This window comes from Pseudomonas sp. 9.2(2024) (assembly GCF_039695385.1).
In the GTDB taxonomy this organism is placed as follows: domain Bacteria; phylum Pseudomonadota; class Gammaproteobacteria; order Pseudomonadales; family Pseudomonadaceae; genus Aquipseudomonas; species Aquipseudomonas paraglycinae.
In genome coordinates this window covers 137,884-163,514 of sequence record NZ_CP155585.1, presented here as the reverse complement: position 1 = coordinate 163,514, position 25,631 = coordinate 137,884, and the positions used below count along the sequence as shown (strand labels likewise).

Here is a 25,631-nt window from a genome sequence, read left to right as displayed (position 1 = left end):
TTTTTCAGCGCATGAACCGCAGCGGCAATCCCTGGCAGTTGTCATGGATCCGATGGTCATGCCACGCGATCTGCCCAGACACCATCGTCGTGCTGACCCGATGCCGAAAGCTGCGCTGAGCGAAGGGCGTCCAGCCGCATTGCGACAGAACCGGCTGACGTGACACAGCGACACCCTTGGGCTCCGGTTGAATCAACACCAGATCCGCCCAATATCCCTCACGCAAATAACCGCGATCCGGAATGGCAAACAGATCCGCCACCCGGTGGCTGGTCTTCGCCACCAGCGTGGTGATCGGCAACACGCCATCCGCCACCAGTTCCAATAACGCCGGCAGCGCGTGTTGCACCAGTGGCAGTCCTGACGGTGCCTGTTCATACGCTTGCTGTTTTTCCGCCCAGGTGTGCGGCGCGTGATCGCTGCCGATCACGTCCAGTCGATTGCTCAGCAGCGCCTGGCGCAGGGCGTCACGATCGCTCTGGGACTTGATCGCCGGATTGCATTTGATCAGGTTGCCGAGGTTCGGATAGTCACGGTCATCAAACAGCAAGTGATGCAGGCAGACTTCGGCAGTGATGCGTTTTTGCGTCAGCGGTTTGTCTTCGAACAGGGCCAGCTCGCACGCCGTGGTCAGGTGCAGGACGTGCAGACGAGTGCCGTAACGTCGGGCCAGATCCACCGCCAGAGACGATGAGCGAAAGCAGGCGTTGGCATTGCGGATCAGCGCATGGGCGTCGGGTGGCAGTTGGTTGCCGAAGCGTTCGCGAAGGTTTGCGGCATTCGTTTCGATGCTCGGCGTGTGCTCACAGTGGGCCAGCAGAATCGTCGGCACTTCTGCGAACAGGCGCTCGAGGGTGTTGGGGTCGTCCACCAGCATGTTGCCGGTGGACGCGCCCATGAACACTTTGACCCCGGCCACTTCGCTCGGATTGAGCGCCGCGACAATGTCCAGATTGTCGTGACTGACACCAAAGTGAAAACCGTAGTTGGCCACCGAATTGATCGCTGCCCGGCGCTTTTTGTCGGCCAGCGCGTCAAGGGTCAGGGTGGCAGGGTTGGTGTTCGGCATGTCCATGAAACTGGTGATGCCCCCGGCCACGGCTGCACGGGATTCGGTGTGGATACTGCCCTTGGCCGGCGCACCCGGCTCACGGAAATGCACCTGGTCGTCAATCATTCCCGGCAGCAGCCATTGGCCGGTGGCGTCGATTTCACGGGTCGCGTTTTCACCTTCGATGCTGCCGGCGATCTTGACGATGCGCCCGTTGCTGACCAACAGATCGGCGTCGAACTCACGCCCCTCGTTCACCAGCCGCGCATTGCGAATCAGCACACTGCTCATGGTTCAGAACTCGTTCTGCAGGGCTTTGTAGCCGCGCACCAGGTCGACGTTGGTGCGCGCAACGTCCTCGGAAAACTCCGAAGCGCTGACGCTCACTGGCGGGAATTGCGAGAGGTCGGTGCCCGGGCCGATGCGGGTGGTGGAGGGCACGTAGAACGCGTCCGGCAGATCTCGGCCGTCGACCACCGAGTTGTGCCGGACCACACAACCGTTGCCCACGACGCAATTGAACAGCACGCTGTTGAAACCGATGAACACCCGGTCGCCGACCGTGCACGGGCCATGCACGATCGAGCGGTGGGCGATGGAGCTGAATTCGCCGATGGTCACCGCCGCGCCGGATTTGGAGTGGATTACCACGCCGTCCTGGATGTTCGAATTGGCGCCGATGGTGATCGGTTCCATCTCGCCCGTGGCGTCCACTTCATCAGCGCGGATCACCGCGTACGGGCCGACGAACACGTTTTCGCCGATCACCACTTTGCCGCAGATGATCGCGGTTTTATCGACGTAGGCAGACTCGGCAATCTGCGGCAAATCACCGGAAGGATTTTTACGGATCATGGTTGGCTCAGGGCTTGGTAAAGAGTGTTGAGGTTGTATTCGAACAGCCCGGTGAAGGTGCTGGCCGGGCCACTGGCGGCGAGGGCGTCGGAGTACAGCGTGCCGCCGATGTGTGCGCCGCTTTCGTCGGCAATCTGTTTCAGCAGGCGCGCGTCCTTGATGTTTTCCATGAACACCGCTTTGACCTTGGCCTGGCGAATCTGGGTGATCAGCGCGGCGACTTCGGCAGCGGAAGGTTCGCGCTCGGTGGACAGACCTTGTGGCGCCATGAAGTCGATGCCGTAGGCCTGACCGAGATAACCGAAGGCATCGTGACTGGTGACGATCTTGCGGTTGCCCGGCGGCAGTGAACCGAGCTTGGCTTTCGCTTGGGCGAGGAGGGCGTAGATCTGTTTCAGGTAGGCCTGGCTGTTGCGCTCGTAGTCGGCTTTGTTTGCAGGATCGGCGGCGATCAGCGCCTTGGTGATATTGGCGACGTACAGCTCGGCGTTCGCCAGGTTGTGCCAGGCGTGTGGGTCGGGGACGGTTTCGCCGTCCTCATCCAGCGAGCGCGGAATCACGCCGCGACTGGCGCTGATCACGGTGGCCCTGGTATCGGTGCTGGCGACCAGCCGATCCAGCCAGGGCTCGAAACCCAGCCCGTTCTTTACGATCAGTTTCGCCTTAAGCAGGGCCTTGGCGTCATCCGGCGTCGGTTCGTAAGTGTGGGCATCGGCGTCAGGGCCGACCATGTTGGTGATCTGGATATGCTCGCCGCCCACCTGATGCACCATGTCGGCAAGGATGCTGAAACTGGTGACCACCGGCAGTTTTTCCGCCGCCGATAACGACATCGACAGCATCAGGCTGAACAGCACGAGTAGAACGCGCATCGGAAAACACCTCATTGGGATGTGAGCAAAGGCGGGCGGCGCAACAGACCGTGAACCGGTCCGAACACCACGGATAACAGGTAACCGCCACCGGCGACCAACACGATGGCCGGGCCGCTGGGCAGCGAGTAGTAGAACGACAGCAACAGGCCGAGCCATACCGATGCGCAACCGATGAGCGCGGCGATGGCAATCAGGATCGGCAGGCGTCGGCTCCAGAAGCGTGAAGCGGCGGCGGGCAGCATCATCAGTCCGACCACCATCAAGGCGCCGATGGCCTGGAAACCGATCACCAGATTGAGCACCACCAGCGTCAGGAACACGCCATGGGCGACGGGGCCGAGTCGGCTGACTGTGCGCAGGAAAAACGGATCGAGCGTGTCGAGCAGCAACGGTTTATAGATCAGCGCCATGGCCATCAGGCTGAGCGCCGATACCCACAACATGCCGTGGAGGGTCGGGCCGTCAACCGCCAGTGCGGAGCCGAATAGCAGGTGGAGCAAATCGAGTCGCTTGCCCGCGATTCCCAGAATCAGCACGCCGCTGGCCAGCGAGATGGGATAGATGGCTGCGAGGCTGGCGTCTTCGCGCAGACCGGTGCGTCGGGTGATCCACGCGGCGAGTCCGGCCATGCTCAGGCCGGCACCGAGTCCACCGAGGGTCAGCGCCGGCAGACTCAGCCCGGCGAACCAGAACCCCAATGCCGCGCCGGGGAGAATGCCGTGGGCAACGGCGTCGCCGATCAGGCTCATCCGGCGCAGGATCAGAAACACGCCCAGGGGTGCCGTGCTGCACGCCAATACCAGACCGCCGAGCAGGGCCCGGCGCATGAAGACGAACTCGTGGAACGGTTGCCATAAATGGCTGAGCGTCAGCATCAGGCCACCTGCGTGTGAGGTGTTTGCTGGATGAGATCGACGCTGCTGCCGAATGCGCAGCCGCTCTGTTTGATCAGCAAGCTCTGTGGAATGTGTTGGCGCACGGCGGCAAGGTCATGGCAAACCACGAGCAAGGTGCGTCCTTGTTCATGCCAGGCGTGAAGGTGTTGCCACAACAATGTCTGACCCAGTTCGTCGAGTGCGGCGTGTGGTTCGTCGAGCAGCAGCAACGGTGTGTCTGCCAGACTCAATCGGGCGAGCAGGGCGCGTTGCAGTTCCCCGCCGGAGAGGGCCATCAGGGGGCGATGTTCCAGTCCGCTCAGGTGCCAGTCTTCCAGTGCGGATTCGAGACGTTGGGCTCTCAGTTGCGAGGACAGTCGACGTCCCCAGAAACCGGCGGCCACCAACTCTTGAAGACTGATCGGGAACTGTCGATCCAGATGCTGTTGCTGAGGCAGGAAGGACAAACCGCTTTGGCGTGGAACACCCAACTCGACCTTGCCGGCCAGCGGTCGCTGTAGACCGGCGATGACTTTAAGCAGGCTGCTTTTGCCGCTGCCGTTGACGCCGATGATTGCCGTCAGGCTGCCGCTTTCCAACCTCAGGTTGAGCGGTGCAGTGAGCGGTTGGCCGGGTATTCCCCAGCTCAGGTTGTGGCAGCGAATCATGGCTGCTCCCGGCGCCAATGACTCTCGGCGACGGCGTCGTGAGCATGAAGGCTTTCGGCGTGGATGACTCGTACGTGGAATTCGCTGACACCGGGTGAGCGGCGCAGTGCCAGGTTCAGGCGTCGGGCGGCGTCTTCGCAGAACATCAGGTTCTGGCCATTAGCGAGGGCGAAGGCTTGTTCGTCGGCGCGTTTCACAGCGGTTTGCACGGCGGTGCCGAGGGCTGCTTCGGCGTCGTTGATGATGGATGTCAGCGGTAGTTCGTCGACGAATTCATCCAGGTACAGTTTCAATTGAGCGGTACTGCGTTGGCTGTGAGGTGTGGCCACGATGCCTTGGGTCGAGCCTAACCACGCCAACACATCGGCGTGTTGCAGTGGTTTGTTGGCAAAGTCGTCGACAAATTGTTGCTGGATCAACTGCCTCGCCAATGCTGCGGAACAGGGGCAAGTTGAGGAATACGCGACGTCGATTTTCAGTTCCACGTGGAACACTTTGTTTTTTAGCTGGGCTGAAACGGTGACGGGATAGGTTTTCCACCCCGCCAAAGGACTGACCAATGCCGACCTTCTCAGCAACAAATCAGTTTGGATATTCAGATAAGCGGTTTCGGACAGATCTTCGTGGCTGTCGAGGAAACGCTTTAGGACCTGGCGTAAAACAGCAGGAGAAAGGTTCTGCTGCTCCAGCGCTTCCAGCCCAAGATAGAGCCGTGACATGTGAATGCCGCGAGCGTCTCCATCATCCAGGCTGACGCCTGCATCCGCTTTGGCAGCCAAGCGTTGGCCTTCGATAAACACAGGTAATGCGATGCCGCACATCCCCACCCATTCGAGAGGCAGGGCCTGGCGGGCGGCTTGAGCCGCGACATCCGGCAAAGTCAGCGCGTTCATGAGCAGTTCCATCATGGTGATTGAATTTGATGTTACATTATAACAATTCAAACCACGATGCCTTTTTCATGAACAGGCTTTCATATGCACAGACGCCACTTGCTCAACCTGATGCTGGCCAGCGCGGCCTTTGTTTTGCCTTTTTCGGTGTCCGCCACGCAGATACGCAATGCGCGGCTTTGGCGTTCGGATGACAAGCTTCGGCTGGTGTTCGATCTGAGTGGTCCTGTGAGCTACAAGACCTTCACCTTGAGTGCGCCGGAGCGGTTGATCATCGATTTGAGCGGCGCCAGCCTGAGTGGGGATTTCAGCCAGTTAGCGTTATCCGGCACCCCTATTCATTCGATCCGCTCCGGCCATTTTGGCCAAGGGAACACCCGGATCGTGCTGGATCTAAGCAGCCCGGTTCAGCTCAACTCATTTTTGTTGGCGCCTCAAGATGGGCAAGGACATCGCCTGGTTTTGGACTTAATGAGCGCATCATCGGGGCTGCCTCCGAGCGTTCCACGTGAAACACCCCAGGAAAAATCCCACCCCAAGCGCGACATCATGGTGGTGGTCGACCCTGGTCATGGCGGAAAAGATCCGGGTGCAATCGGCGCCAAAGGCGAGCGGGAAAAAGATGTGGTTTTGTCTATTGCACAACTACTCGCACGTCGGCTTAAACGAGAGAAAGGATTTGATGTGAAGCTGGTTCGTAACGACGATTTCTTCGTCCCGTTGCGCAAGCGTGTGGAGATTACGCGTCAGCACAAGGCCGATATGTTCATCTCGGTGCACGCCGATGCTGCACCGCGTCTGACGGCTTCTGGGGCGTCGGTGTATTGCCTGTCCGAGGGCGGCGCTACATCCGCCACCGCGCGGTTCATGGCGCAGCGTGAGAACGGTGTGGATCTGCTCGGCGCGACCAGCCTGCTCAATCTCAAGGACAAGGATCCGATGCTCGCTGGCGTGATCCTCGACATGTCGATGAACGCAACCATTGCTGCCAGTTTGCAACTCGGAAGCACAGTGCTGGGCAGCCTGGCCGGCATCACCACGCTGCACCAAAAGCGCGTGGAACAGGCTGGATTTGCCGTTCTGAAATCGCCGGATGTGCCGTCAATCCTGGTGGAAACCGGTTTCATTTCCAACGCACGGGACAGTCAGCGCCTAGTGACGGCGCGTCATCAGCAAGCCGTGGCAGACGGTTTGTTTGAGGGCTTGCAGCGCTACTTCCAGAAGAATCCGCCTGTCGACAGCTACATGGCCTGGCAACAAGAGCAGAAAGGATCGCCGGTTTAGCAGCCAGTGATCCGGCTGCAGGTGAACTTCGCACTGCTGCCGCCTGAGCTGGAGAACCGATTGATCGTCGTCCAGCCCACTCGCCGGTTGTAGCCAACCCAGGCTTCCCCATCGGAAGCGATGCCGGTGAAGAACGTCAGTTGCCCGTAGCGGCTGTTGGTTTGTGCCCAATAGCGGTTGCCCGCTTTCTCGAATCCGCGCAGGTAAATCGTGCTGCCGACGGTGTTGACGCTATAAGCGTTGCCGTTGCCATCGATGCACGCCAGAAGGTTCGCGCTGCGCGTGCAATTGGCGAGCCCCGGCACTTGTGCTTCGGCAGTCAGCGTAAGCAATGCCAGGCAGATAAACGAGTATTTCAACGCGGTTTTCATGACGTAACTCGGCGGCGATCTGATTACAGCTTCGGGCCCTTTGTCACTTTGGGCAAGAAGAGAGTGGATTGATTTTGTTGTTATACTATAACATTAATCGGGCAAGGCTTTCCGTGGCTTCCATTTCAAGCGTCCGCTTCCCTGGTGATCTCATCGAAGCCCAAGAACGCAGGCCCCTGAGAGCCTCCAGCGCTGTTTAGCGACCGTCTGATGAGGTTTATCCAATGTCTTCCCGACTTCCCGTGACCGTTTTGTCCGGCTTTCTCGGCGCCGGAAAAAGTACACTTTTGAATTACGTACTACGTAACAGAGACGATCTGCGCGTGGCCGTTATCGTTAACGATATGAGCGAGATCAACATCGATGGCGGCGAAGTCCAGCGTGATGTCAGCCTGAATCGTGCAGAAGAGAAGCTCGTGGAGATGAGCAATGGCTGTATCTGCTGTACGTTACGTGAAGACCTGCTTGAAGAGGTCAGCCAGTTGGCTCGTGAAGGCCGCTTCGATTACCTGCTGATCGAATCCACTGGAATCTCCGAGCCGTTACCCGTGGCCGAGACATTCACCTTCCGTGATGAGCAGGGACAAAGCCTCGCCGACATCGCTCGCCTCGACACCATGGTCACTGTAGTCGATGGCATGAACTTCCTGCCGGACTACCAGGCCGCGGAAAACTTAGCGTCCCGTGGCGAATTCCTCGGTGAAGAAGATGAGCGTTCGATCACCGATCTGCTGATCGAACAGATCGAGTTCGCCGACGTCCTGTTGATCAGCAAGATCGACTTGATCAGCAGCCGCGAGCGGGAGGAGTTGATGGCCATTCTCAGACGCCTCAACGCTCAGGCTGAGATCATCCCGATGGTCATGGGTGAAGTATCGCTGGCGAAGATTCTCAATACCGGTCGTTTCGACTTCGAAAAGGCCGCCCAGGCCCCGGGCTGGCTACAGGAACTGCGTGGCGAACATGTGCCAGAAACCGAGGAGTACGGCATCGCATCCACGGCTTATCGGGCACGCCGGCCCTTCCATCCGCAGCGTTTCTTCGACTTCATCGATCGCCCTTGGGTAAACGGCAAACTGCTGCGCTCCAAAGGCTTCTTCTGGCTGGCCAGCAAACCCACAGACGCCGGCAGCTGGTCCCAGGCAGGTGGCCTGATGCGTCACGGTTTCGCCGGACGCTGGTGGCGTTTTGTGCCAAAAGAACAGTGGCCGCAGGATCAGGAAAGTACCGCCGCGATCATGGAAAACTGGATCGCCAGCGTAGGTGATTGTCGCCAGGAGCTGGTGTTTATCGGGCAGAACATCGATTTCGCACAGCTGTCGTCGGAACTCGATGATTGCCTGCTGACCGATGACGAGATGGCGCTCGGTACTCAAGGCTGGCTACAGCTACGTGATCCTTTTGGCTCCTGGCACGACGAGGTCGCTTGATGCTCGCCCTGAAACCGCTGCCAGGCAGCACGCGTCATCAGTCTTTCGGCCAGACCCCTCAGGCGCTGGCAAACATACTCGACGATGAAATCAACCTCGCGGTCTGGCAACGCCAGCTTCCGCTGCACATTGCCGAATTTGCGGACTTGTTGCTGTCTCTGAACGAACCTTACGCCGAGGCACTGTGCCTGGAATTGCCGGACGAAGACGCAGAACCGGATCTCACGGGACTGGCCAGCGGCTTTCGCGATCTGGAAGGCTACGAAGGGTTTATCGCCGACCTGAAATGGCTGGTCAGTGCCTTCGCCTGCCTGCTGGGCGCGCGGCGGATCGGCTTGCGCCTGCGGGTATTGGACAAGGCCATGTGTCCGCGTTTTCACGTCGATCATGTGCCAGTGCGGTTGATCACGACATACGCCGGTGTCGGCAGTGAATGGCTAAGGGAAGGGGAGATGGATCGTCGGCAACTGGGAAAGCCGCAAGCCGAGCCGCAGGAAGCGTCACGGATTCAGCAATTGAATCGGGGCGAAGTGGCATTGCTCAAGGGCGAGAAATGGCACGGCAACGAAGGTTTCGGGCTGATCCATCGCTCGCCGCAACCGGCGCCGGGAGAGCGGCGGCTGATGCTGACCCTCGACTGGCTCGGATAGCGCCTCAGGGCTTGAGCCATTTCCCCTGGCCCTGGGCCTCGCAATAGGGCTGCAAATACGCCGCATCGGTGGCCACGCCGTAATAGTGGATATCCTGGCGATAAGGCATATTGGCGACTTGCGCGTTGCTGCACACGCCGAATGCGCCGGCGGGGCACTGGCCGACGTATTGAACCTCGACTTTCTGCCCGGCCAGGGTCGGCTGGCAGAAGCCGTCGTTGAACAGTTTTTCCGGGATGTTGCGGTTCTGCTGGCAGACTTTCACGTCGAGCCGCTCCGCCTGACTGTGCACCACGCAGGCCTGGGCCAACGCCTTGCCCGACACCAGCGTCAGCAGCAACCACCATCCCATCCACCGCATCTTCGACCTCCAGAAAACCTTGATCATGTTGCAGAACATTCCCACCCACGTCATCGCCGGCCCCTTGGGCGCGGGCAAGACCAGCCTGATCCGCCATCTCATGGCCCAGCGACCGGCGGGCGAGCGCTGGGCGGTGCTGATCAACGAGTTCGGCCAGATCGGGCTCGACGCTGCGCTGTTGACCCGCGACGCCGATGGTATCGCACTGGGCGAAGTGGCCGGGGGCTGTTTGTGTTGCGTGAACGGTGCGCCGTTCCAGATTGGCCTGGGGCGTTTGTTGCGCAAAGCGCGGCCGGATCGCCTGTTCATCGAGCCCTCGGGGCTCGGGCATCCGGCGCAGTTGCTGAAGCAGCTGAACGAGGCACCGTGGCAAGGCGTTCTCGCCGTACAACCTTGCGTGCTGGTGCTGGACGCCCAGGCCCTCGTCGCGGGCAAACCGCTGCCGGACGCGCAGCAGGAAACCTTGTCCAGCGCAGGCTTGCTGCTGTTGAACAAAGCAGAATGCCTCGACGAGCCCTCGCGTGAACTAATCACCAGACAGTTGCCGTCTGTACGATTGATCTGGACGCAGCAGGCGATGTTGCCGCTGAGCGAGTTGCCAGGTCTGGAGGTGCAGGCGCAAGCAGGTGTGGATAAGTTGATCGTGCCCCAAGGGCTGGCGCAGATGCCGGCCATCTGGAGCGATCCGGCGTTGCCGATCTGCCTGAGCCAGGCGCAGGAGAGTGGTTGGAGCATCGGTTGGCGCTGGCATCCGAGCCAGGTATTCGATGTGTCGGGGATAACCCAATGGTTAAAAAGCCTGAACTGTCGGCGGGCCAAACTGGTAATTCACAGCCTGGACGGCTGGCAGTCAGCCAATGCGCTGGACAATGCCGAGCTCCGCTGGCTGCCCAGTGAATGGCGCAAGGATTCCCGAATCGAGCTGATTTTCGACGAACCGCAAGCGGTCGGTGAATTACAGGCCGGACTGGCCCGGTGTCGGCTTCAGGCGAGCTGATTCAAGGCTTCCACTTGGTGTGTTCCTGACGCCACTGGCTCAGCTCGATCACTTCACCACGCGGCTTGGTCACTTCCACTACGGGCGGCGTGTCATCAAATGGTGCCGGGTAGGGCGCCAGTTCAATCTGCGCGCTGTGCGCGCCGAATTGAGTGATGGTGCCGTTGTGTCGGGTTTCGCCGGTCACGGTAAATTCGAAATTGTAGACCCGGGCCAGACGTCGCCGACCGCTGGCGTCCTTGATCAGGCCGATCTTCTTCAGTGCCACGTTACCGTCGAGCAACTCGACGCCGACATTCACGCAATGCTGTTTGACCCGCTCCAGCGCCCGCTCGCGCAAGCCGTGGTTGTGCCAGAGCCACGCACCGGCGACGGCGAACAGCATCAGCACGAAAATGTTTTCCAGGGTGAGCATCAACACGAAACTCCAAATGATGGCGTCAGCTTAACTGCGTCGCCGGTCTGTCGTACAGGCTGCGTTTCGTCGCATACTGCGCGGCTTGAATTTCAATCGTTTTACGGAAAAACCCGAATGAAACGTACGCCTCATCTGCTCGCCATCCAGTCCCATGTGGTGTTCGGCCACGCCGGCAACAGCGCTGCGGTTTTTCCGATGCAGCGGGTCGGGGTAAATGTCTGGCCGCTCAATACGGTGCAGTTCTCCAACCACACACAGTACGGCCAGTGGGCCGGCGAAGTGCTGGCGCCGCAGCGGATCCCCGAACTGGTCGAAGGCATCGCCGCGATCGGTGAGCTGGGCAATTGCGACGCCGTGCTGTCCGGCTATCTCGGCAGTGCGGCGCAGGGGCGGGCGATTCTCAGTGGCATCGAGCGGATCAAGGCGGCCAACCCGAAAGCCCTTTATCTGTGCGACCCGGTGATGGGGCATCCGGAAAAGGGCTGCAGCGTTCCTGCTGAAGTCAGTGATTTCCTGCTGGAAGAAGCCGCTGCCGTTGCGGACTTCATGTGCCCGAACCAGTTGGAGCTGGACAGCTTCTCCGGACGCAAACCGCAGTCGCTGTTCGATTGCCTGGCGATGGCGCGGGCGCTGCTGGCTCGTGGGCCGAAAGCGGTGCTGGTCAAACATCTGGATTATCCGGGCAAACCGGCGGATGGCTTTGAAATGTTGCTGGTGACCGCCGAGGGCAGCTGGCATCTGCGGCGTCCGCTGCTGGCGTTTCCGCGTCAGCCGGTGGGAGTGGGCGATCTGACGTCCGGACTGTTTCTGGCGCGCGTGCTGCTCGGGGATAGCCTGGTGGCGGCGTTTGAATTCACCGCAGCAGCGGTGCATGAAGTGCTGCTGGAAACCCAGGCCTGCGCCAGTTACGAACTGCAACTGGTGCGGGCGCAAGACCGGATTGCGCATCCGCGGGTGAAGTTCGAAGCCACGCCGATCAGCCTCTGATACCGCGCCGGCTTCAATCGCGAGCAGGCTCGCTCCCACGGATAAAACATCACCTGTGGGAGCGAGCCTGCTCGCGATAGCGGTCGTCAGATCGCTAAAATCTCAGGCGTCGCCCTTGATTTCCTGATAGCGCTTTTCCAGCTCCTGACGGATCTGCCGGCGTTGTTGCGCCTGCATGTAGCGGCGCTTGTCTTCGCTGTTCTGCGGTTGCAGCGGCGGTACGGCGGCGGGTTTGCGCTGATCGTCTACCGCGACCATGGTGAAGAAGCAGCTGTTGGTGTGGCGTACCGAGCGCTCGCGGATGTTCTCGGTCACCACTTTGATGCCGACTTCCATCGAGGTGTTGCCGGTGTAGTTCACCGACGCCAGGAAGGTCACCAGTTCGCCGACATGGATCGGCTCGCGGAAAATCACCTGATCCACCGACAGGGTCACCACGTAGCGGCCGGCATAACGGCTGGCGCAGGCGTAGGCCACTTCGTCGAGGTATTTGAGCAGGGTGCCGCCATGGACATTGCCAGAGAAGTTGGCCATGTCGGGGGTCATCAGTACCGTCATCGACAGCTGGGCGTTTCCGGGTTCCATAACGTTCTCACGGGTCAAGGCAGGGTTGCTGGAAGAAACACCTCTGCGGGTGCCTGGTCGCTTTTCAAAAGCACCGTTATCGGGACGCCAGGCAACTGGCCGCCGTCACGCCCGAATCGATCTGTTTCCATATATTGCACCGCCTTTCAGCCGGAAGTCGCGGTGTTACCCTGCAAAAGCGCCTTCCCAAGGGCGATTCCTACACCCAAAGCGGATTTTTACTCAGCTCGCCCAGACATTTCCCATGCCTGCGTGAGCCTCGTCATTCAAGGAGCCCACACCATGCATGCCATCAGCTTTATTCAGGATCTGGCGGTGATCATGTTGGTCGCAGGTGTGGTGACCGTGCTGTTCCACCGCTTCAAGCAGCCGGTAGTACTCGGCTACATCGTCGCCGGTTTCATCATCGGCCCGCACACACCGCCATTCGGCCTGATCCACGACGAAGAAACCATCAAGACCCTCGCCGAGCTGGGGGTGATTTTCCTAATGTTCTGCCTGGGCCTGGAGTTCAGCCTGCGCAAGCTGTTCAAGGTCGGCGCGACGGCCTTCATCGCGGCGTTCCTCGAAATTGTCCTGATGATCTGGATCGGCTACGAAATCGGCCGCTGGTTCGACTGGAACACCATGGATTCGCTGTTCCTCGGCGCGATCCTGGCGATTTCCTCGACCACCATCATCGTCAAGGCGCTCAACGACCTGAAGATGAAAAACGAGCGCTTCGCGCAGTTGATCTTCGGTGTGCTGATCGTCGAGGACATTCTCGGCATCGGCATCATCGCCTTGCTGTCGAGCATCGCGGTCAGCGGCACGGTGAGTTCCGGCGAAGTGTTTTCTACCGTCGGCAAGCTCTCACTGTTCATGATCGTCGCGCTGGTCGTCGGCATTCTGTTGGTGCCGCGACTGTTGGCCTACGTGGCGAAATTCGAAAGCAACGAGATGCTGCTGATCACCGTGCTGGGCCTGTGTTTCGGCTTCTGCCTGCTGGTGGTCAAACTCGAGTACAGCATGGTGCTCGGGGCGTTCCTGATCGGCGCGATCATGGCCGAGTCGCGGCAACTGCTGAAAATCGAGCGCCTGATCGAGCCGGTTCGCGACCTGTTCAGTGCGATCTTCTTCGTCGCCATCGGCCTGATGCTCGATCCGATGATCCTTCTGCAATACGCGTGGCCGATTGCGGTGATCACTGTGGCCGTGGTGCTGGGCAAGATGCTGTCCTGCGGCCTCGGGGCGTTTATCGCGGGGAATGACGGACGCACCTCACTGCGGGTCGGGATGGGGCTTTCGCAGATTGGCGAATTTTCTTTCATCATCGCGGCGCTGGGGATGACCCTGCAGGTCACCAGCAACTTCCTGTATCCGGTGGCCGTGGCGGTTTCGGTGATTACCACGTTGCTGACGCCGTACCTGATCCGGGCTGCCGATCCGCTGTCGATCAAGCTGTCCGCCGCGATGCCGCAGCGCCTCGGTCGAGTGTTCGGAATGTACGGCGAATGGCTGCGCAGCATTCAGCCGCAGGGTGAGGGCGCGATGCTGGCGTCGATGATCCGGCGGATCCTGCTGCAGGTCGGGGTCAATCTGGCGCTGGTGATCGCGATTTTCTTTGCTGGCGCTTTCTTTGCCGGACGCCTCTCGATCTGGATGCAGGACTGGATCAGCGATCCTAGCTGGCAGAAGGCGTTGATCTGGGGCGGGGCGTTGCTGGTGTCGTTGCCGTTCCTGATCGCGGCCTATCGCAAGCTCAAGGCGCTGTCGATGCTGCTGGCGGAGATGGGCGTGAAGCCGGAAATGGCCGGGCGTCACACGCAGCGAGTGCGCCGGGTGATCGCCGAAGTGATCCCGATCATCTCGCTGCTGGTGATTTTCCTGCTGTTGGCAGCCTTGTCGGCCAGTATCTTGCCGACCAACAAGTTGCTGGTGCTGATCGCCGTGGTCGCGGCCGCCGTGGCGGCGCTGCTCTGGCGCTGGTTCATCCGGGTGCACACGCGGATGCAGGTGGCCTTGCTGGAAACCCTCGACAACCACAAGGAGCCGTCGGGGCACTGACCACCCATGGGGAGGGGCGTTTCAGCTTTCCAGCCAGACGTCCCGAGCCCAGTGCCAGACCGATTCCCAGGACTCTTCGGTGATCAGTTCTTCTTCGCCCGACCACAGCACCACGGTGCCGTCTTCTTCGACGCAGTAGTAGTCATCACCGTCCTGACAGATCGGAATCAGGTCGCGCGGCACGCCGGCATCCCAGGCGTTGGCGGCAACGTCCGGCAGGTAGGTGTGGGATTGCGGGTCGGTGACGGTCACCGGCTCCAGGCTGCCGTAAACCACGTCGCTGACGGTCAGCAGAAACTCTTTGAAGACGAACGGGATGTTGATGAAGAGCTCTTCTTCGATTTCCACCAACTGGTCTTCGTCGGGCAACTCCAGGGGAACCGGTACGGGTTCGTTGGCTTCGCGCAGTTGTTCGATGATTTCTTCCACGTCCGGGATCCTCTTGCTTGAATGGCGCGGTTTATATGGGGCGGTTTATACAGTAGCTCGCTATAGATGCAACCGCGAAATAGAAAACCCCGGCCGAGGCCGGGGTTTTCATTACTGCGGGTAAAACGTCGGAGGTGATCAGCCGTTCTGGCGGATACCGGCGACCAGCCAAGGCTGGTTGTCGCCCTGTGGACGTTCCATGTTCCAGCTTTCGCTGAACACTTCGCCCTGCTGGTCGAAACGCGAAGTCTTCGACACGCCGCTGAAGGTCAGCGTGGCAATGGTCTTGTCCGCACGGTCATCCACGCCATCCAGTTGCACCTGGAGATTGTCGATGTAGGTGGACTGGAAGGCGTCACCCAGCTCCGCGCGTTCGCGCTTGAGGAACTCGAACATCTGCGGAGTCACGAACTCGGCGATCTTGTCCATTTCGTTGGCGTCCCAGTGCTGCTGCAGCGCCTGGAAGTGGCTGCGGGCAGCTTCGAGGAAGCGCTGTTCGTTGAACCAGGTCGGCGCGTTGATCACCGGACGGGTGGCAGCAGGCGCGGCCGAACCACCAAAGATCGAACCCATGGCTGCCGGTTTCTGTTCGAACACTTCACGCTGCATCGGCGCGCCGGCCGGAGCGAACTGCTCCTGCTGCTTGCGACGACGGGCGGCGATGAAGCGGAAGATCACGAACGCGATCACGGCCATGATCAGGATGTCGAAGAACTGCATGCCTTCGAAGCCACCGCCCATGAACATGGAAGCGAGCAGGCCACCGGCCGCGATGCCGGCCAGAGGGCCGAGCCATTTCGAAGCACCGCCGGCCTTGGCCGCAGCGCCTGCGGCACCGGCAGCACCAGCGGTCGCCGCAGCGCCGCCCATGCCTGGGGAAGAAGGAGCCATCTGGCTGGTCTGGTGCGTCGGCGCAGCGCCGGCGCTTTTGCCACCACCAAAGCGCTTGGCGTTGGCGTCGAGGCTCATCGTCAGGCCGATACACAACGCCATGGCGATGCTAAGAAAACGTTTCATAAAGGGAATTCCCGTTTGTGGAGACACGCGCGCCATGTTGCACAGCTGAAGTGTTACTGGCTAGCGAGAGAGTGTTTCGGGCTTTTGCCTGACAGGTTACGTTCAGCTCGGTCAGGGCAATAAGGCCATGTACTTTTGTCTGTAGGAAAAGGCGATAGGTTCAGCAGGAAATGGATCAGCGCCGCAAGGCCAGCATCACCACACCGGCGGTGATCAGGCCGATGCCGCCCCACTGGCGCAGGTCGAGTTTCTCGCCCAGCAGGATCACACCGAGCACCGCCACGAAGACCACGCTGAGCTTGTCCACCGGGGCGACCAGCGATGCCGGTCCGACTTTCAACGCCCGGAAGTAGCACAGCCACGAAGCGCCGGTTCCCAGGCCCGACAACAGCAGGAACAGGTAGCTCTTGGCGGAGATCGATCCCAAGGACTGATATTGGCCCGTGGCGTACAAAATCAAGGCCAGACTGACCAATACGACGATTGTGCGCAGTAGGGTAGCGAAGTCGGAGTCGACGTTTTCGATGCCGATCTTGGCGAAGATGGCCGTCAGCGCGGCGAAAGTCGCCGAGAGCAGGGCCCAGAACGTCCAGGAAGAAAAGAAGCCCGAGCCCATCGATGTTGCCTCCAGTGCCCGTTCCCGCGCCGGGCGCGGGAACGAACGGTGACTTATATGGCTTCCAGCTTCGCGTACCCGAGCATCAGCCACTTGCTGCCTTCGGCGAAGTTCACCTGCACCCGCGCCTGGGCGCCGGCGCCCTCGAAATTGAGGATCACGCCGTCGCCGAAGATCGAGTGACGGACAGCCTGACCAAGGCTCAGGCCGGTTTCCGGAATCTCGCTGCCGCTGAACAGGTTGCTGCCGCCCATCGACTGGTTGCCGCCGAACGGCCGGCTGACGCTGTTGGACAGACGCACTTCCTGAATCAGGCCTTTCGGTACTTCCCGTACGAAACGCGACACCTTGTTGTAGGTTTCGCTGCCGTACAGGCGTCGGGTTTCAGCATAGGTCATCACCAGATTCTGCATCGCCCGGGTAATGCCGACATAGGCCAGTCGCCGCTCCTCCTCAAGGCGCCCCGGTTCTTCCAGGCTCATCTTGTGCGGGAACAGGCCTTCTTCCATGCCCACCAGGAACACGTAAGGGAATTCCAGGCCCTTGGCGCTGTGCAGGGTCATCAACTGAATGCTGTCTTCGTGCTCGTCGGCCTGGGTGTCGCCGGCCTCCAGCGAAGCGTGACCGAGGAACGCCGCCAGCGGCGTCAGCTCTTCGTCTTCTTCGGTGTTCTCGAAGTTGCGCGCGGCGCTGACCAGTTCCTCAAGGTTTTCCACCCGGGCCTGGCCTTTCTCGCCTTTTTCCGCTTCGTGGTAGGCGATCAGTCCGGATTGCTCGATAACGGTCTGGGTCATCAGGTGCAACGGCATCTCGGCGCACTTGGCGGCGAGATTTTCGATCAGCTCGATAAACGCGCCCAGCGCACCGGCGGCGCGACCGGTCAGACCCTTGTTGGCCACCAGCTGGCGCATGGCTTCCCACATCGACACATCGCTGTGACGGGCATGGTCGCGGATCGCTTCGACGGTTTTCTCGCCGATGCCGCGAGCCGGGACGTTGATCACCCGCTCCAGGGCCGCATCGTTGCCGCGACCTTCCAGCAAACGCAGGTAAGCCATGGCGTTCTTGATTTCCGCCCGCTCGAAGAAGCGCTGACCGCCATAGATGCGGTACGGAATGCGTTCACGCAGCAAGGCTTCTTCCAGAACGCGCGATTGGGCGTTGGAGCGGTAGAGAATCGCGATATCGCTGCGAGCCAGGCCGGTTTTCAGCGCACTTTCGATGGTTTCGACAACGTAGCGCGCTTCATCGTGTTCGTTGAAGGCGGCGTAAAGGTTGATTGCTTCGCCGTCGCCACCATCGGTCCACAGTTCTTTGCCGAGACGTCCGGTGTTGTTGGCGATCAGGGCGTTGGCGGCCTTCAGGATGCCGGCCGTGGAGCGGTAGTTCTGCTCCAGACGGATGGTCACCGAATCCGGAAAGTCAGAAGAGTACTGGTGGATGTTCTCGATTTTCGCGCCGCGCCAGCCGTAGATCGACTGGTCGTCGTCGCCAACCACCATCAGGCTGTCGCCACCCTTGCCCAGCAGACGCAACCAGGCGTACTGCACGGCGTTGGTGTCCTGGAATTCGTCCACCAGAATATGTCGGAAACGCTTCTGGTAGTGCGCCAGCAGGCCCGGGTGGTCGCGCCACAGGTCGAGGGCGCGCAGCAGCAGTTCGGAGAAATCGATGACGCCGGCACGCTGGCACGCCGCCTCGTACGCTTCATAAATGCCGCGCATGGTGGCCAGGAACAGATCGCCGCTGGCCTGAATGTGTTGCGGACGCAGACCTTCGTCTTTCTGCCCGTTGATGAACCACTGGGCCTGACGGGCCGGCCAGCGTTGCTCGTCCAGTCCCAACTCGCGGATCACCCGCTTGACCAAGCGTTGCTGGTCGTCGCTGTCGAGAATTTGAAAGGTCTGGCTCAGCCCGGCTTCCTGCCAGTGCGCCCGCAACAGGCGGTGCGCCAGGCCGTGGAAGGTACCGACCCACATGCCGGCCGGGTTGATGCCCAGCAATTGCTCGATGCGGTGACGCATCTCGGCAGCGGCTTTATTGGTGAAGGTCACCGACAGAATCGAGTGGGGCGAGGCGTTTTCGACCTGGATCAACCAGGCGATACGGTGCACCAGCACTCGGGTTTTGCCGGAGCCGGCACCGGCCAGGACCAATTGACGACCAACGGGAGCCGCTACGGCCTGGCGTTGGGCATCGTTGAGGGAGTTCAGCAGAAGGGAGAGATCATCGCGCATCGGGGCATTCTAGGGTGCGCCGCAGGCCCGGGCAAACCGAGCTTTGCATTAGCCGATGAAAGTCCTGCCGATGACGACCGGTCGGTCACCGGCTACAGGCGTTGGCCCGCCTCGCTTGGGGGCTTTTGCGGGTGTCGGGAGGCTGAAAAGTTTCGGTGAAATTATGATCTGGGGCAGTTTGGCAAGTGGTTCGGCTTGTGTATGCTCCGTCCACGTTTCCGGGCGCATGCTCACACTTATAAGAACAAGAACGTTGCCTATGACCCTCAGCTTCGACCTGTCGGGCCCCTCTGTGGAACCCAGGGTAATCCGCAAGCATTACGCCACCCAGATGGCGGTCGAGCGCACGCGCCTTCTTTATCAGGGTTCGCTGTTGCCAACCCTGTTCATGTTGATCAATGGTCTGGTCTGCGCCGGTCTGCTCTGGAGTCCGCAGCGTTACTTCGTGGTCAGCGTCTGGCTGGTGTGGCTGCTGTCGCTGGTGGCGTTGCGGGTGATTCAGGTCGCGGCCTTCGATTCGGCGATTCCCGATCGCCAGGCCCAGCCGATCTGGGGGCGGATGTTCCTGCTCGGCTCGACCATGACCGGCCTGACCCTGGCCGGTGCCGGCATCGCCCTGGTCCCGGCCGACAACTTCATGCAGCAAGCCTGGGTGTTCGGCCTGATCGGTGCCGCGACCCTGTCGGCCAGCGTGGCCTACGCCGTGAGCATTCCGGCCTTCCTTTCCTTTACCTTGCCGTGCCTGCTGCCGGCCATCGGCTACCTGTTCTGGGGCGGTGACGAACTGGCGCGCGGCTGGGGCTGGCTCGGGCTGATCCTGCTCGGCTCGCTGAGTGTGGTGGCGTGGCAGGTCAATCGGCTGATCGATCGCGGTTTGCTGCGGCGCTTCCAGAACCAGCATCTGATCGAACACCTGCAACAAGCGCAAACCCGCAGCGAACAGCTCAATCAGGAGCTGGCGAAGGAAATCGAACACCGGCGTTGCGCCGAGGGCAAGTTGCGTGAAGCCCAAGTTGAACTGGAGGACCGGGTCGCCCAGCGCAGCCGGGAACTGGACGTCGCCAACCAGGCCCTGAGCAAGAGCGAGGCGCGCCTGGCCCTGGCGTTGAAAGCCAGTGAGCTGGGGCTGTGGGACTGGAACCTGCAGACCGACGAAGTTCACCACACACAGATTCAGGAACTGTTTGGCATTGACCCGGAATACGTCACCGGGCTACTCAGGCATCTGCGGCCACGCTTGCACCCCGAAGATGTGCCGCCGCTCAAACGAGCGCTGATCGAGCACCTGAAGGGGCGCACCGAGGACTACCAGATCGAGTACCGCGTGCGCCATGGCGACGGCCACTGGGTCTGGATCGAAGACCGTGGGCGAGCGGTGGAGCGCGACGAAAACGGGCGGGTCATCCGCATGGTCGGCACCCGCCGCGACATCAGCGTCAGCAAAAGCCTGGAAGCCCAGCAGCAGCTGGCTGCGACGGTGTTCGAGGCCGCCAGCGAAGGCATCGTTATCCTCGACCCGAATTATTCGCTGATCGCCATCAATCAGGCCTTCAGTCGGGTCACCGGCTATGACATCGGCGACATGCTCGGGCGCAACGTCGTCGAATTGCCTTGCAGTCGCGACGCCCGTCGGCACTACGTCGCGATCCGTCACGCGCTGGAGCAGCACGGCAGCTGGCAGGGCGAATTGGTGGAAACCCGCAAGAACGGCGAGCTGTATCCGCAATGGCTGCAATTGAATGCCGTGCGCGACAGTCGGGGAAATGTGAGCCATATCGTCGGCTTCTTCGCCGATCTGTCGGCGCGCCGCGAATCCGAAGAGCGCATGCGCTACCTGACCCACTATGACGAACTCACCGGCCTGGCCAATCGCTCGCTGTTCCGCGAACGCCTGCACGAAGCTCATCAGCGCGTGCGGCAGGGCGGGCGCCGGAGTCTGGCGCTGCTGCATATCAATCTGGATCGCTTCAAGCTGCTCAACGACAGCCTCGGTCATGAGATCGCCGACCAGTTGCTGCAAAAGATGTCTCGGCGTCTGGTCAACGCCTTGCCGGAAGCCGACACCATCGCCCGGCTGTCCGGCGACGAGTTCGCGGTGCTGTTCGACGCCTACGGCAATCTGTCGAGTCTGGCGCGGGTCGCCACGCGACTGTCGACCAAGCTGCGTCTGCCGTTGACCGTGGAAGGGCATGAACTGGTGGTCAGCGCCTCGATGGGCATCAGCATGCTGCCGGACAATGCCCGGGAGATTTCCGCGCTGGTCAGCCAGTCGAACATGGCCATGCAACATGCCAAGCACCTGGGCGGCAACAATTTCCAGTTCTACACCGACAGTCTGCAGGCCAGCACGCTGGAGCGCCTGCAACTGGAAAACCAGTTGCGCAAAGCCATCGAGGAAAAGCAGCTCAACGTCTTCTATCAACCGAAACTGTGCCTGGCGACCGGGCGTCTCAACGCGGCGGAAGCGCTGGTGCGCTGGGATCACCCGACCATGGGCCGGGTACCGCCGGGGGATTTCATCGGTCTGGCCGAAGAAACAGGGCTGATCGGGCCGATCGGCGAATTCGTCCTGCGTCAGGCCTGCTGGCAGGCGTGTGAATGGCAGCGTCAGGGGCTGGCGCCGATCCGGGTTTCGGTGAACCTGTCGGTGCATCAACTGCGCCAGGGCAAACTGGTCAGTCTGGTGCGTCAGGTGCTGGAGGAAACCGGCCTGGCACCGCACTACCTCGAACTGGAACTGACCGAAAGCCAGCTGCTCGACAGCGTCGAACACATCATCGCCACGTTCCAGCAGTTGCGGGATCTGGGGGTGAAACTGGCGATCGACGATTTCGGCACCGGCTATTCATCGCTGAGCTATCTGAAGCGGATTCCGGTGGACTACGTGAAGATCGATCAGGCCTTTATTCGCGGGTTGGGCGAGGGCAGCGAGGACGCGGCGATCACCCGGGCGATCATTGCGATGGCTCACGGGCTGTCACTGAAAGTTGTCGCCGAAGGTGTCGAGCGATCCGAGCAGCTGGCGTTTCTGAAAGCTGAAGGTTGCGACGAGGTGCAGGGCTATCTGATCAGCCGTCCGGTGGAGGCGGTCGGCCTTGCCGCGTTGCTGCGTGAACAGGAAAAACCGCTGTAAAGGGCTACATGCAGCGCATGTCGCCTGATCCGGGGGGATCGAGTTACGCATTGAGCAGGCAAAAAGCCGATTCATGTAGTATAACTACAAACTTGCTACATCCCCGGCATCTGGCCAAAGCACATCTTTCCATAACAAGAGTCCAGCCCCTTGAATCTGCTGCAACACATCGCCCAGTCACGTCACCTGTTACGCAAGTCGGAGCTCAAGGTCGCCGACCACGTGCTGCTTGACCCTGCGGCAGTGATGCACAGTTCCATGGCCGACCTGGCTCACAGCGTCGGCATCAGCGAGCCGACCATCGTGCGCTTCTGCCGGGCCATCGGTTGTTCCGGTTTTCAGGATCTGAAACTCAAGCTCGCGCAAAGCCTCGCGGCCGGCGCCAGCTTCGGTCAGTTCGCGATCCATGAAGACGACTCCGTCGCCGACTACAGCCTGAAGATTTTCGACACCACGTTGCACACGCTGATGGAGGTTCGCGAGAAGCTCGATCCTCTGGAGCTGCAACGCGCGGTGACGCTGATGTCCCAGGCCCAGCGCGTCGAGTTCTACGGTTTCGGTGCGTCGGGCGCGGTGGCGGCGGATGCGCAGCACAAGTTCTTCCGTCTGCTGCTGACCGCCGCGGCGTATTCCGACCCGCATATGCAGGCGATGTCGGCGGTGACGCTGAAGCCGACAGACGTGGCGATCTGCATTTCCCAGTCCGGCCGTTCCAAAGACTTGCTGATCACCGCCAACCTCGTTCGCGAGAGCGGTGCGTCGCTGATCACCTTGTGCCCGAGCCAGACACCGCTGGCCGAGCTGTCGACCGTCAACCTGGCGATCGACGTTCACGAAGACACCGAAATCTACACGCCGCTGACCTCGCGTATCGCTCACCTGGTGGTGATCGACGTACTGGCGATGGGCGTGGCCATGGCGCGCGGGCCGAGCCTGGTCAACCACCTCAAGAGCGTCAAGCGCAGCCTGCGCAGCTTGCGGCTGTCGCCAAAATCGGTGAAAGCGCTGGATGACTGATTGTCGTGGGGTGATGGCAATCTTCATCTGCCTGTAACCCCGACGCAGCCAAATCGTCATCCACCGCGCCTATCGTGAAACTCCCGTAAACGCCTTGGGAGACTCGAAATGGCTCAGCCTTACGAAGAACGCAACAGCGCCGCGAAAACCCGTCGTCAGCAGGAAGACCAGCGCCGCATGGAGTTTCGCCGCGCCATCGAAGATCGCTTCGAACTTCGCCAGCTTCAGGCCGAAATCGGCGATTTTCCCGAGGACATCAATCACTGGCAGGCAGCGCCGGCAGCTTCCCGTCGAAGCGCTCAACCAGCGCGCTGATCTGCACCCGTTCGCTGCGGATAAACGCCAGGAAGGCGTGCGCCACCGGTGACAGCCGCTTGGCTTTGGCTTGCACCAGGCACCAGCTGCGAAACAGCGGCAATTCTTCGACCGGCAGCTCGACCAGGCCGCCGGTCGCCAGCTCCAGGTTCAGGGCGTGGCGCGTCAACAGCGCCAGGCCCAGACCCGCTACCACGCATTCACGCTGGGCTTCGGCCGACGCCACTTCCTGGGTCTGGGTGAAGTGCACGCGCTTCTCCTTGAAATACTCCTCGCAGGCCAGTCGCGTGCCCGAGCCGGGTTCGCGGATCAGCAGGGTGTACGGCTCAAGGTCCTGCAAACGCAGCGGACCCATGTGTGCCAGCGGATGATCCGGCCGCGCCACGGCGACGATCGGGTTGTTGAGGAACGGCAGGAATTCCAGACCCATGTCCTGGGGCACCATCGACATGATCACCAGATCGTCGCGGTTGTCGGAGAGCCGGCGGATCACCTGGCCACGGTTGACCACCGTCAGTTGCAGATTTACTTCCGGATGCTGACGCTTGAACGCCGCGAACAGATGCGGCACGAAGTATTTGGCGCTGGATTCCACCGCCAGCTTCAACTGGCCCTGCAGCGAGCCCTGCATGTCCGAGAGCTGCATGTCGAGGTTTTCCAACCGGCCGAAGATGTCCCGGCTGGCGCGCTGAAGTGCTTCGGCCGCTTCGGTCATGTAGAGTTTTTTGCCCACGTAATCGAATAATGGCTGGCCGATCAGCTCTTCGAGCTGACGAATCTGTAGGCTGACGGCCGGTTGTGTGAGCGACATTTCCTCGGCGGCACGGCTGTAGGAGCGCAAATCGCACACTTCGTTGAAGATCTGCAATTGACGCAATGTCATACGCATCAAAGACTTACGCATTTTCTACCGACTCTGGCCGCGGGCTGATGCGTTGACTATAAGTCTTTACTTATGCCTGACCCAATTTTTATTCATTTTTGTTAATCCCTTGGCAGCGCTAGTGTGGAGCCGAGACCAGATTGAAACATTTGGTCACGTGCCGACCTGGGTCTAGCAGGTCGTGGTGCCACCGGCTCAAGGGAACCTCCAAGTGATAACAAAGATCCTGATCGCCAACCGTGGTGAGATTGCCGTACGAATCGTGCGTGCCTGCGCCGAGATGGGCATCCGCTCGGTCGCGATCTATTCCGACGCCGACCGGCATGCCTTGCATGTCAAGCGTGCGGACGAGGCCCACAGCATTGGTGCCGAGCCGCTGGCCGGTTACCTGAACCCGCGCAAGCTGGTGAACCTGGCCGTGGAAACCGGCTGCGATGCGCTGCACCCCGGCTACGGTTTCCTCTCTGAAAACGCCGAGCTGGCAGACATCTGCGCCGAACGCGGAATCAAATTCATCGGCCCGTCGGCGGAAGTCATCCGCCGCATGGGCGACAAGACCGAAGCGCGCCGCAGCATGATCAAGGCCGGCGTACCGGTCACGCCGGGCACCGAAGGCAACGTTTCGGGCATCGAGGAAGCATTGAGCGAGGGCGACCGCATCGGTTACCCGGTGATGCTCAAGGCCACTTCCGGTGGTGGCGGTCGCGGTATCCGTCGCTGCAACAGCCGCGAAGAACTCGAACAGAATTTCCCCCGGGTCATTTCCGAAGCCACCAAGGCCTTCGGTTCGGCGGAAGTGTTCCTGGAAAAATGCATCGTCAATCCGAAACACATCGAAGCGCAGATCCTCGGCGACAGCTTCGGCAACGTCGTGCATCTGTTCGAACGTGACTGCTCGATCCAGCGCCGCAACCAGAAGCTGATCGAAATCGCCCCGAGCCCGCAACTGACCCCGGAACAGCGCGCCTACATCGGCGACCTGTCGGTGCGTGCAGCCAAGGCCGTAGGCTACGAGAACGCCGGCACCGTGGAGTTCCTGCTCGCCGAGGGCGAGGTGTACTTCATGGAGATGAACACTCGGGTGCAGGTGGAACACACCATCACCGAAGAAATCACCGGGATCGACATCGTCCGCGAACAGATCCGCATCGCCTCCGGCCTGCCGCTGTCGGTGAAGCAGGAGGACATCCAGCACCGCGGTTTTGCCCTGCAATTCCGGATCAACGCCGAAGACCCGAAAAACAACTTCCTGCCGAGCTTCGGCAAGATCACGCGCTACTACGCCCCCGGCGGCCCTGGAGTGCGTACCGACACGGCGATCTACACCGGCTACACCATCCCGCCGTTCTACGACTCGATGTGCCTGAAATTAGTGGTGTGGGCGCTGACCTGGGAAGAGGCGATGGACCGTGGCCTGCGCGCCCTCGACGACATGCGTCTGCAAGGCGTGAAGACCACCGCCGCGTATTACCAGGAAATCCTGCGCAACCCGGAATTCCGTAGCGGCCAGTTCAATACCAGCTTCGTTGAAAGCCACCCTGAACTGACCAACTACTCGATCAAGCGCAAACCCGAAGAGCTGGCCCTGGCCATCGCCGCCGCCATCGCCGCCCACGCAGGCCTGTGAGGAATAGAACA

The 25,631-nt window shown here is 60.8% G+C and carries 25 protein-coding genes; 10 read left to right on the top strand and 15 right to left on the bottom strand.

Annotation, left to right across the window (positions count from 1 at the left end; genetic code table 11):
- Nucleotides 1-4 precede the first annotated feature (4 nt).
- From ABFB52_RS00755 to folE2, 6 genes are read right to left on the bottom strand one after another with little or no spacing between them, the layout of a single operon-like run.
- Entirely contained in the window at nucleotides 5-1,342 is a 1,338-nt protein-coding gene (locus ABFB52_RS00755; protein WP_085747976.1) for a dihydroorotase, read from the bottom strand.
- 3 nt (nucleotides 1,343-1,345) lie between these two features.
- The gene (locus tag ABFB52_RS00750) at nucleotides 1,346-1,906 is read right to left on the bottom strand and encodes a carbonate dehydratase (RefSeq protein ID WP_011336655.1); all 561 of its coding nucleotides are present in this window, start codon (nucleotides 1,904-1,906) and stop codon (nucleotides 1,346-1,348) included.
- Nucleotides 1,903-2,778 carry a metal ABC transporter substrate-binding protein gene (locus ABFB52_RS00745; protein WP_129972454.1) on the bottom strand — a complete coding sequence of 292 codons (876 nt, stop codon included), beginning with the start codon at nucleotides 2,776-2,778 and terminating at the stop codon, nucleotides 1,903-1,905. The genes ABFB52_RS00750 and ABFB52_RS00745 overlap by 4 nt, the downstream gene beginning before the upstream one ends.
- Nucleotides 2,779-2,789: 11 nt before the next feature.
- Complete coding sequence (locus tag ABFB52_RS00740) at nucleotides 2,790-3,656, bottom strand: metal ABC transporter permease (RefSeq protein ID WP_129972453.1); 867 nt, start codon at nucleotides 3,654-3,656, stop codon at nucleotides 2,790-2,792.
- Nucleotides 3,656-4,324, bottom strand: coding sequence for an ATP-binding cassette domain-containing protein (locus tag ABFB52_RS00735; protein WP_129972452.1), 669 nt, complete (start codon nucleotides 4,322-4,324; stop codon nucleotides 3,656-3,658). The genes ABFB52_RS00740 and ABFB52_RS00735 overlap by 1 nt, the downstream gene beginning before the upstream one ends.
- On the bottom strand, nucleotides 4,321-5,217 hold the full coding sequence (gene folE2, locus ABFB52_RS00730) for a GTP cyclohydrolase FolE2 (protein WP_129972451.1): 897 nt from the start codon (nucleotides 5,215-5,217) through the stop codon (nucleotides 4,321-4,323). The genes ABFB52_RS00735 and folE2 overlap by 4 nt, the downstream gene beginning before the upstream one ends.
- 84 nt (nucleotides 5,218-5,301) lie before the next feature.
- On the opposite strand from folE2, the gene ABFB52_RS00725 reads away from it, so the two are divergent.
- Nucleotides 5,302-6,501, top strand: coding sequence for an N-acetylmuramoyl-L-alanine amidase (locus ABFB52_RS00725; protein WP_129972450.1), 1,200 nt, complete (start codon nucleotides 5,302-5,304; stop codon nucleotides 6,499-6,501).
- Here ABFB52_RS00725 and ABFB52_RS00720 read toward each other — a convergent pair.
- The gene (locus ABFB52_RS00720) at nucleotides 6,498-6,872 is read right to left on the bottom strand and encodes a glutamine synthetase (RefSeq protein WP_085747970.1); all 375 of its coding nucleotides are present in this window, start codon (nucleotides 6,870-6,872) and stop codon (nucleotides 6,498-6,500) included. The two genes, ABFB52_RS00725 and ABFB52_RS00720, sit on opposite strands and share 4 nt — an antisense overlap.
- 224 nt (nucleotides 6,873-7,096) lie before the next feature.
- On the opposite strand from ABFB52_RS00720, the gene zigA reads away from it, so the two are divergent.
- Together zigA and ABFB52_RS00710 are read left to right on the top strand one after the other, a co-directional pair.
- Nucleotides 7,097-8,302: a zinc metallochaperone GTPase ZigA gene (zigA, locus tag ABFB52_RS00715; protein ID WP_085747969.1), complete on the top strand. Its 1,206-nt coding sequence runs from the start codon at nucleotides 7,097-7,099 to the stop codon at nucleotides 8,300-8,302.
- Nucleotides 8,302-8,952, top strand: a complete 651-nt coding sequence (locus ABFB52_RS00710) for a DUF1826 domain-containing protein (protein ID WP_085747968.1) — start codon at nucleotides 8,302-8,304, stop codon at nucleotides 8,950-8,952. The genes zigA and ABFB52_RS00710 overlap by 1 nt, the downstream gene beginning before the upstream one ends.
- 4 nt (nucleotides 8,953-8,956) lie before the next feature.
- Here ABFB52_RS00710 and ABFB52_RS00705 read toward each other — a convergent pair whose 3' ends face one another.
- Complete coding sequence (locus ABFB52_RS00705; RefSeq protein ID WP_129972449.1) at nucleotides 8,957-9,313, bottom strand: NADH:ubiquinone oxidoreductase; 357 nt, start codon at nucleotides 9,311-9,313, stop codon at nucleotides 8,957-8,959.
- Nucleotides 9,314-9,338: 25 nt separating this feature from the next.
- On the opposite strand from ABFB52_RS00705, the gene ABFB52_RS00700 reads away from it, so the two are divergent.
- The gene (locus ABFB52_RS00700) at nucleotides 9,339-10,310 is read left to right on the top strand and encodes a CobW-like GTP-binding protein (RefSeq protein WP_129972448.1); all 972 of its coding nucleotides are present in this window, start codon (nucleotides 9,339-9,341) and stop codon (nucleotides 10,308-10,310) included.
- Between the two features lies 1 nt (nucleotide 10,311).
- Here the strand turns inward: ABFB52_RS00700 and ABFB52_RS00695 are convergent, their stop codons facing one another.
- A complete protein-coding gene (locus tag ABFB52_RS00695) occupies nucleotides 10,312-10,725 on the bottom strand; it encodes a DUF3301 domain-containing protein (RefSeq protein ID WP_007954242.1) in 414 nt (137 codons plus the stop codon).
- Between the two features lie 117 nt (nucleotides 10,726-10,842).
- On the opposite strand from ABFB52_RS00695, the gene pdxY reads away from it, so the two are divergent.
- Nucleotides 10,843-11,715: a pyridoxal kinase PdxY gene (gene pdxY / locus ABFB52_RS00690; protein WP_129972447.1), complete on the top strand. Its 873-nt coding sequence runs from the start codon at nucleotides 10,843-10,845 to the stop codon at nucleotides 11,713-11,715.
- A gap of 102 nt (nucleotides 11,716-11,817) precedes the next feature.
- Here the strand turns inward: pdxY and ABFB52_RS00685 are convergent, their stop codons facing one another.
- Nucleotides 11,818-12,300 (bottom strand): acyl-CoA thioesterase, encoded by a 483-nt coding sequence (locus tag ABFB52_RS00685; protein WP_003229693.1) that lies wholly within the window; start codon nucleotides 12,298-12,300, stop codon nucleotides 11,818-11,820.
- Nucleotides 12,301-12,582: 282 nt separating this feature from the next.
- On the opposite strand from ABFB52_RS00685, the gene ABFB52_RS00680 reads away from it, so the two are divergent.
- A complete protein-coding gene (locus tag ABFB52_RS00680) occupies nucleotides 12,583-14,346 on the top strand; it encodes a cation:proton antiporter (protein ID WP_064379734.1) in 1,764 nt (587 codons plus the stop codon).
- Nucleotides 14,347-14,367: 21 nt separating this feature from the next.
- On the opposite strand, the gene ABFB52_RS00675 is transcribed toward ABFB52_RS00680, so the two are convergent.
- From ABFB52_RS00675 to uvrD, 4 genes are all read right to left on the bottom strand, one after another.
- A complete protein-coding gene (locus ABFB52_RS00675) occupies nucleotides 14,368-14,775 on the bottom strand; it encodes an SMI1/KNR4 family protein (RefSeq protein ID WP_007954245.1) in 408 nt (135 codons plus the stop codon).
- A 138-nt stretch (nucleotides 14,776-14,913) separates the two neighbouring features.
- Nucleotides 14,914-15,792: a Tim44 domain-containing protein gene (locus ABFB52_RS00670; RefSeq protein ID WP_102717918.1), complete on the bottom strand. Its 879-nt coding sequence runs from the start codon at nucleotides 15,790-15,792 to the stop codon at nucleotides 14,914-14,916.
- A gap of 175 nt (nucleotides 15,793-15,967) precedes the next feature.
- Nucleotides 15,968-16,408 carry an EamA family transporter gene (locus ABFB52_RS00665; protein ID WP_102717917.1) on the bottom strand — a complete coding sequence of 147 codons (441 nt, stop codon included), beginning with the start codon at nucleotides 16,406-16,408 and terminating at the stop codon, nucleotides 15,968-15,970.
- Nucleotides 16,409-16,461: 53 nt separating this feature from the next.
- Entirely contained in the window at nucleotides 16,462-18,645 is a 2,184-nt protein-coding gene (gene uvrD / locus ABFB52_RS00660) for a DNA helicase II (RefSeq protein ID WP_007954248.1), read from the bottom strand.
- Nucleotides 18,646-18,904: 259 nt separating this feature from the next.
- Between uvrD and ABFB52_RS00655 the strand changes: the two genes are divergently transcribed.
- The 3 genes from ABFB52_RS00655 (at nucleotide 18,905) to ABFB52_RS00645 (ending at nucleotide 23,110) form a co-directional block, all read left to right on the top strand.
- Nucleotides 18,905-21,778, top strand: a complete 2,874-nt coding sequence (locus ABFB52_RS00655; RefSeq protein ID WP_129972446.1) for a GGDEF domain-containing phosphodiesterase — start codon at nucleotides 18,905-18,907, stop codon at nucleotides 21,776-21,778.
- A 150-nt stretch (nucleotides 21,779-21,928) separates the two neighbouring features.
- Nucleotides 21,929-22,795 (top strand): transcriptional regulator HexR, encoded by an 867-nt coding sequence (hexR, locus tag ABFB52_RS00650; protein ID WP_007954250.1) that lies wholly within the window; start codon nucleotides 21,929-21,931, stop codon nucleotides 22,793-22,795.
- 108 nt (nucleotides 22,796-22,903) lie between these two features.
- Nucleotides 22,904-23,110, top strand: a complete 207-nt coding sequence (locus tag ABFB52_RS00645; RefSeq protein ID WP_007954251.1) for a hypothetical protein — start codon at nucleotides 22,904-22,906, stop codon at nucleotides 23,108-23,110.
- Here the strand turns inward: ABFB52_RS00645 and ABFB52_RS00640 are convergent.
- Nucleotides 23,052-24,014, bottom strand: a complete 963-nt coding sequence (locus ABFB52_RS00640; protein WP_039765068.1) for a LysR family transcriptional regulator — start codon at nucleotides 24,012-24,014, stop codon at nucleotides 23,052-23,054. The genes ABFB52_RS00645 and ABFB52_RS00640 overlap by 59 nt on opposite strands.
- A 190-nt stretch (nucleotides 24,015-24,204) precedes the next feature.
- Between ABFB52_RS00640 and ABFB52_RS00635 the strand changes: the two genes are divergently transcribed.
- Nucleotides 24,205-25,620 (top strand): acetyl-CoA carboxylase biotin carboxylase subunit, encoded by a 1,416-nt coding sequence (locus tag ABFB52_RS00635; RefSeq protein WP_007954255.1) that lies wholly within the window; start codon nucleotides 24,205-24,207, stop codon nucleotides 25,618-25,620.
- Nucleotides 25,621-25,631 lie beyond the last annotated feature (11 nt).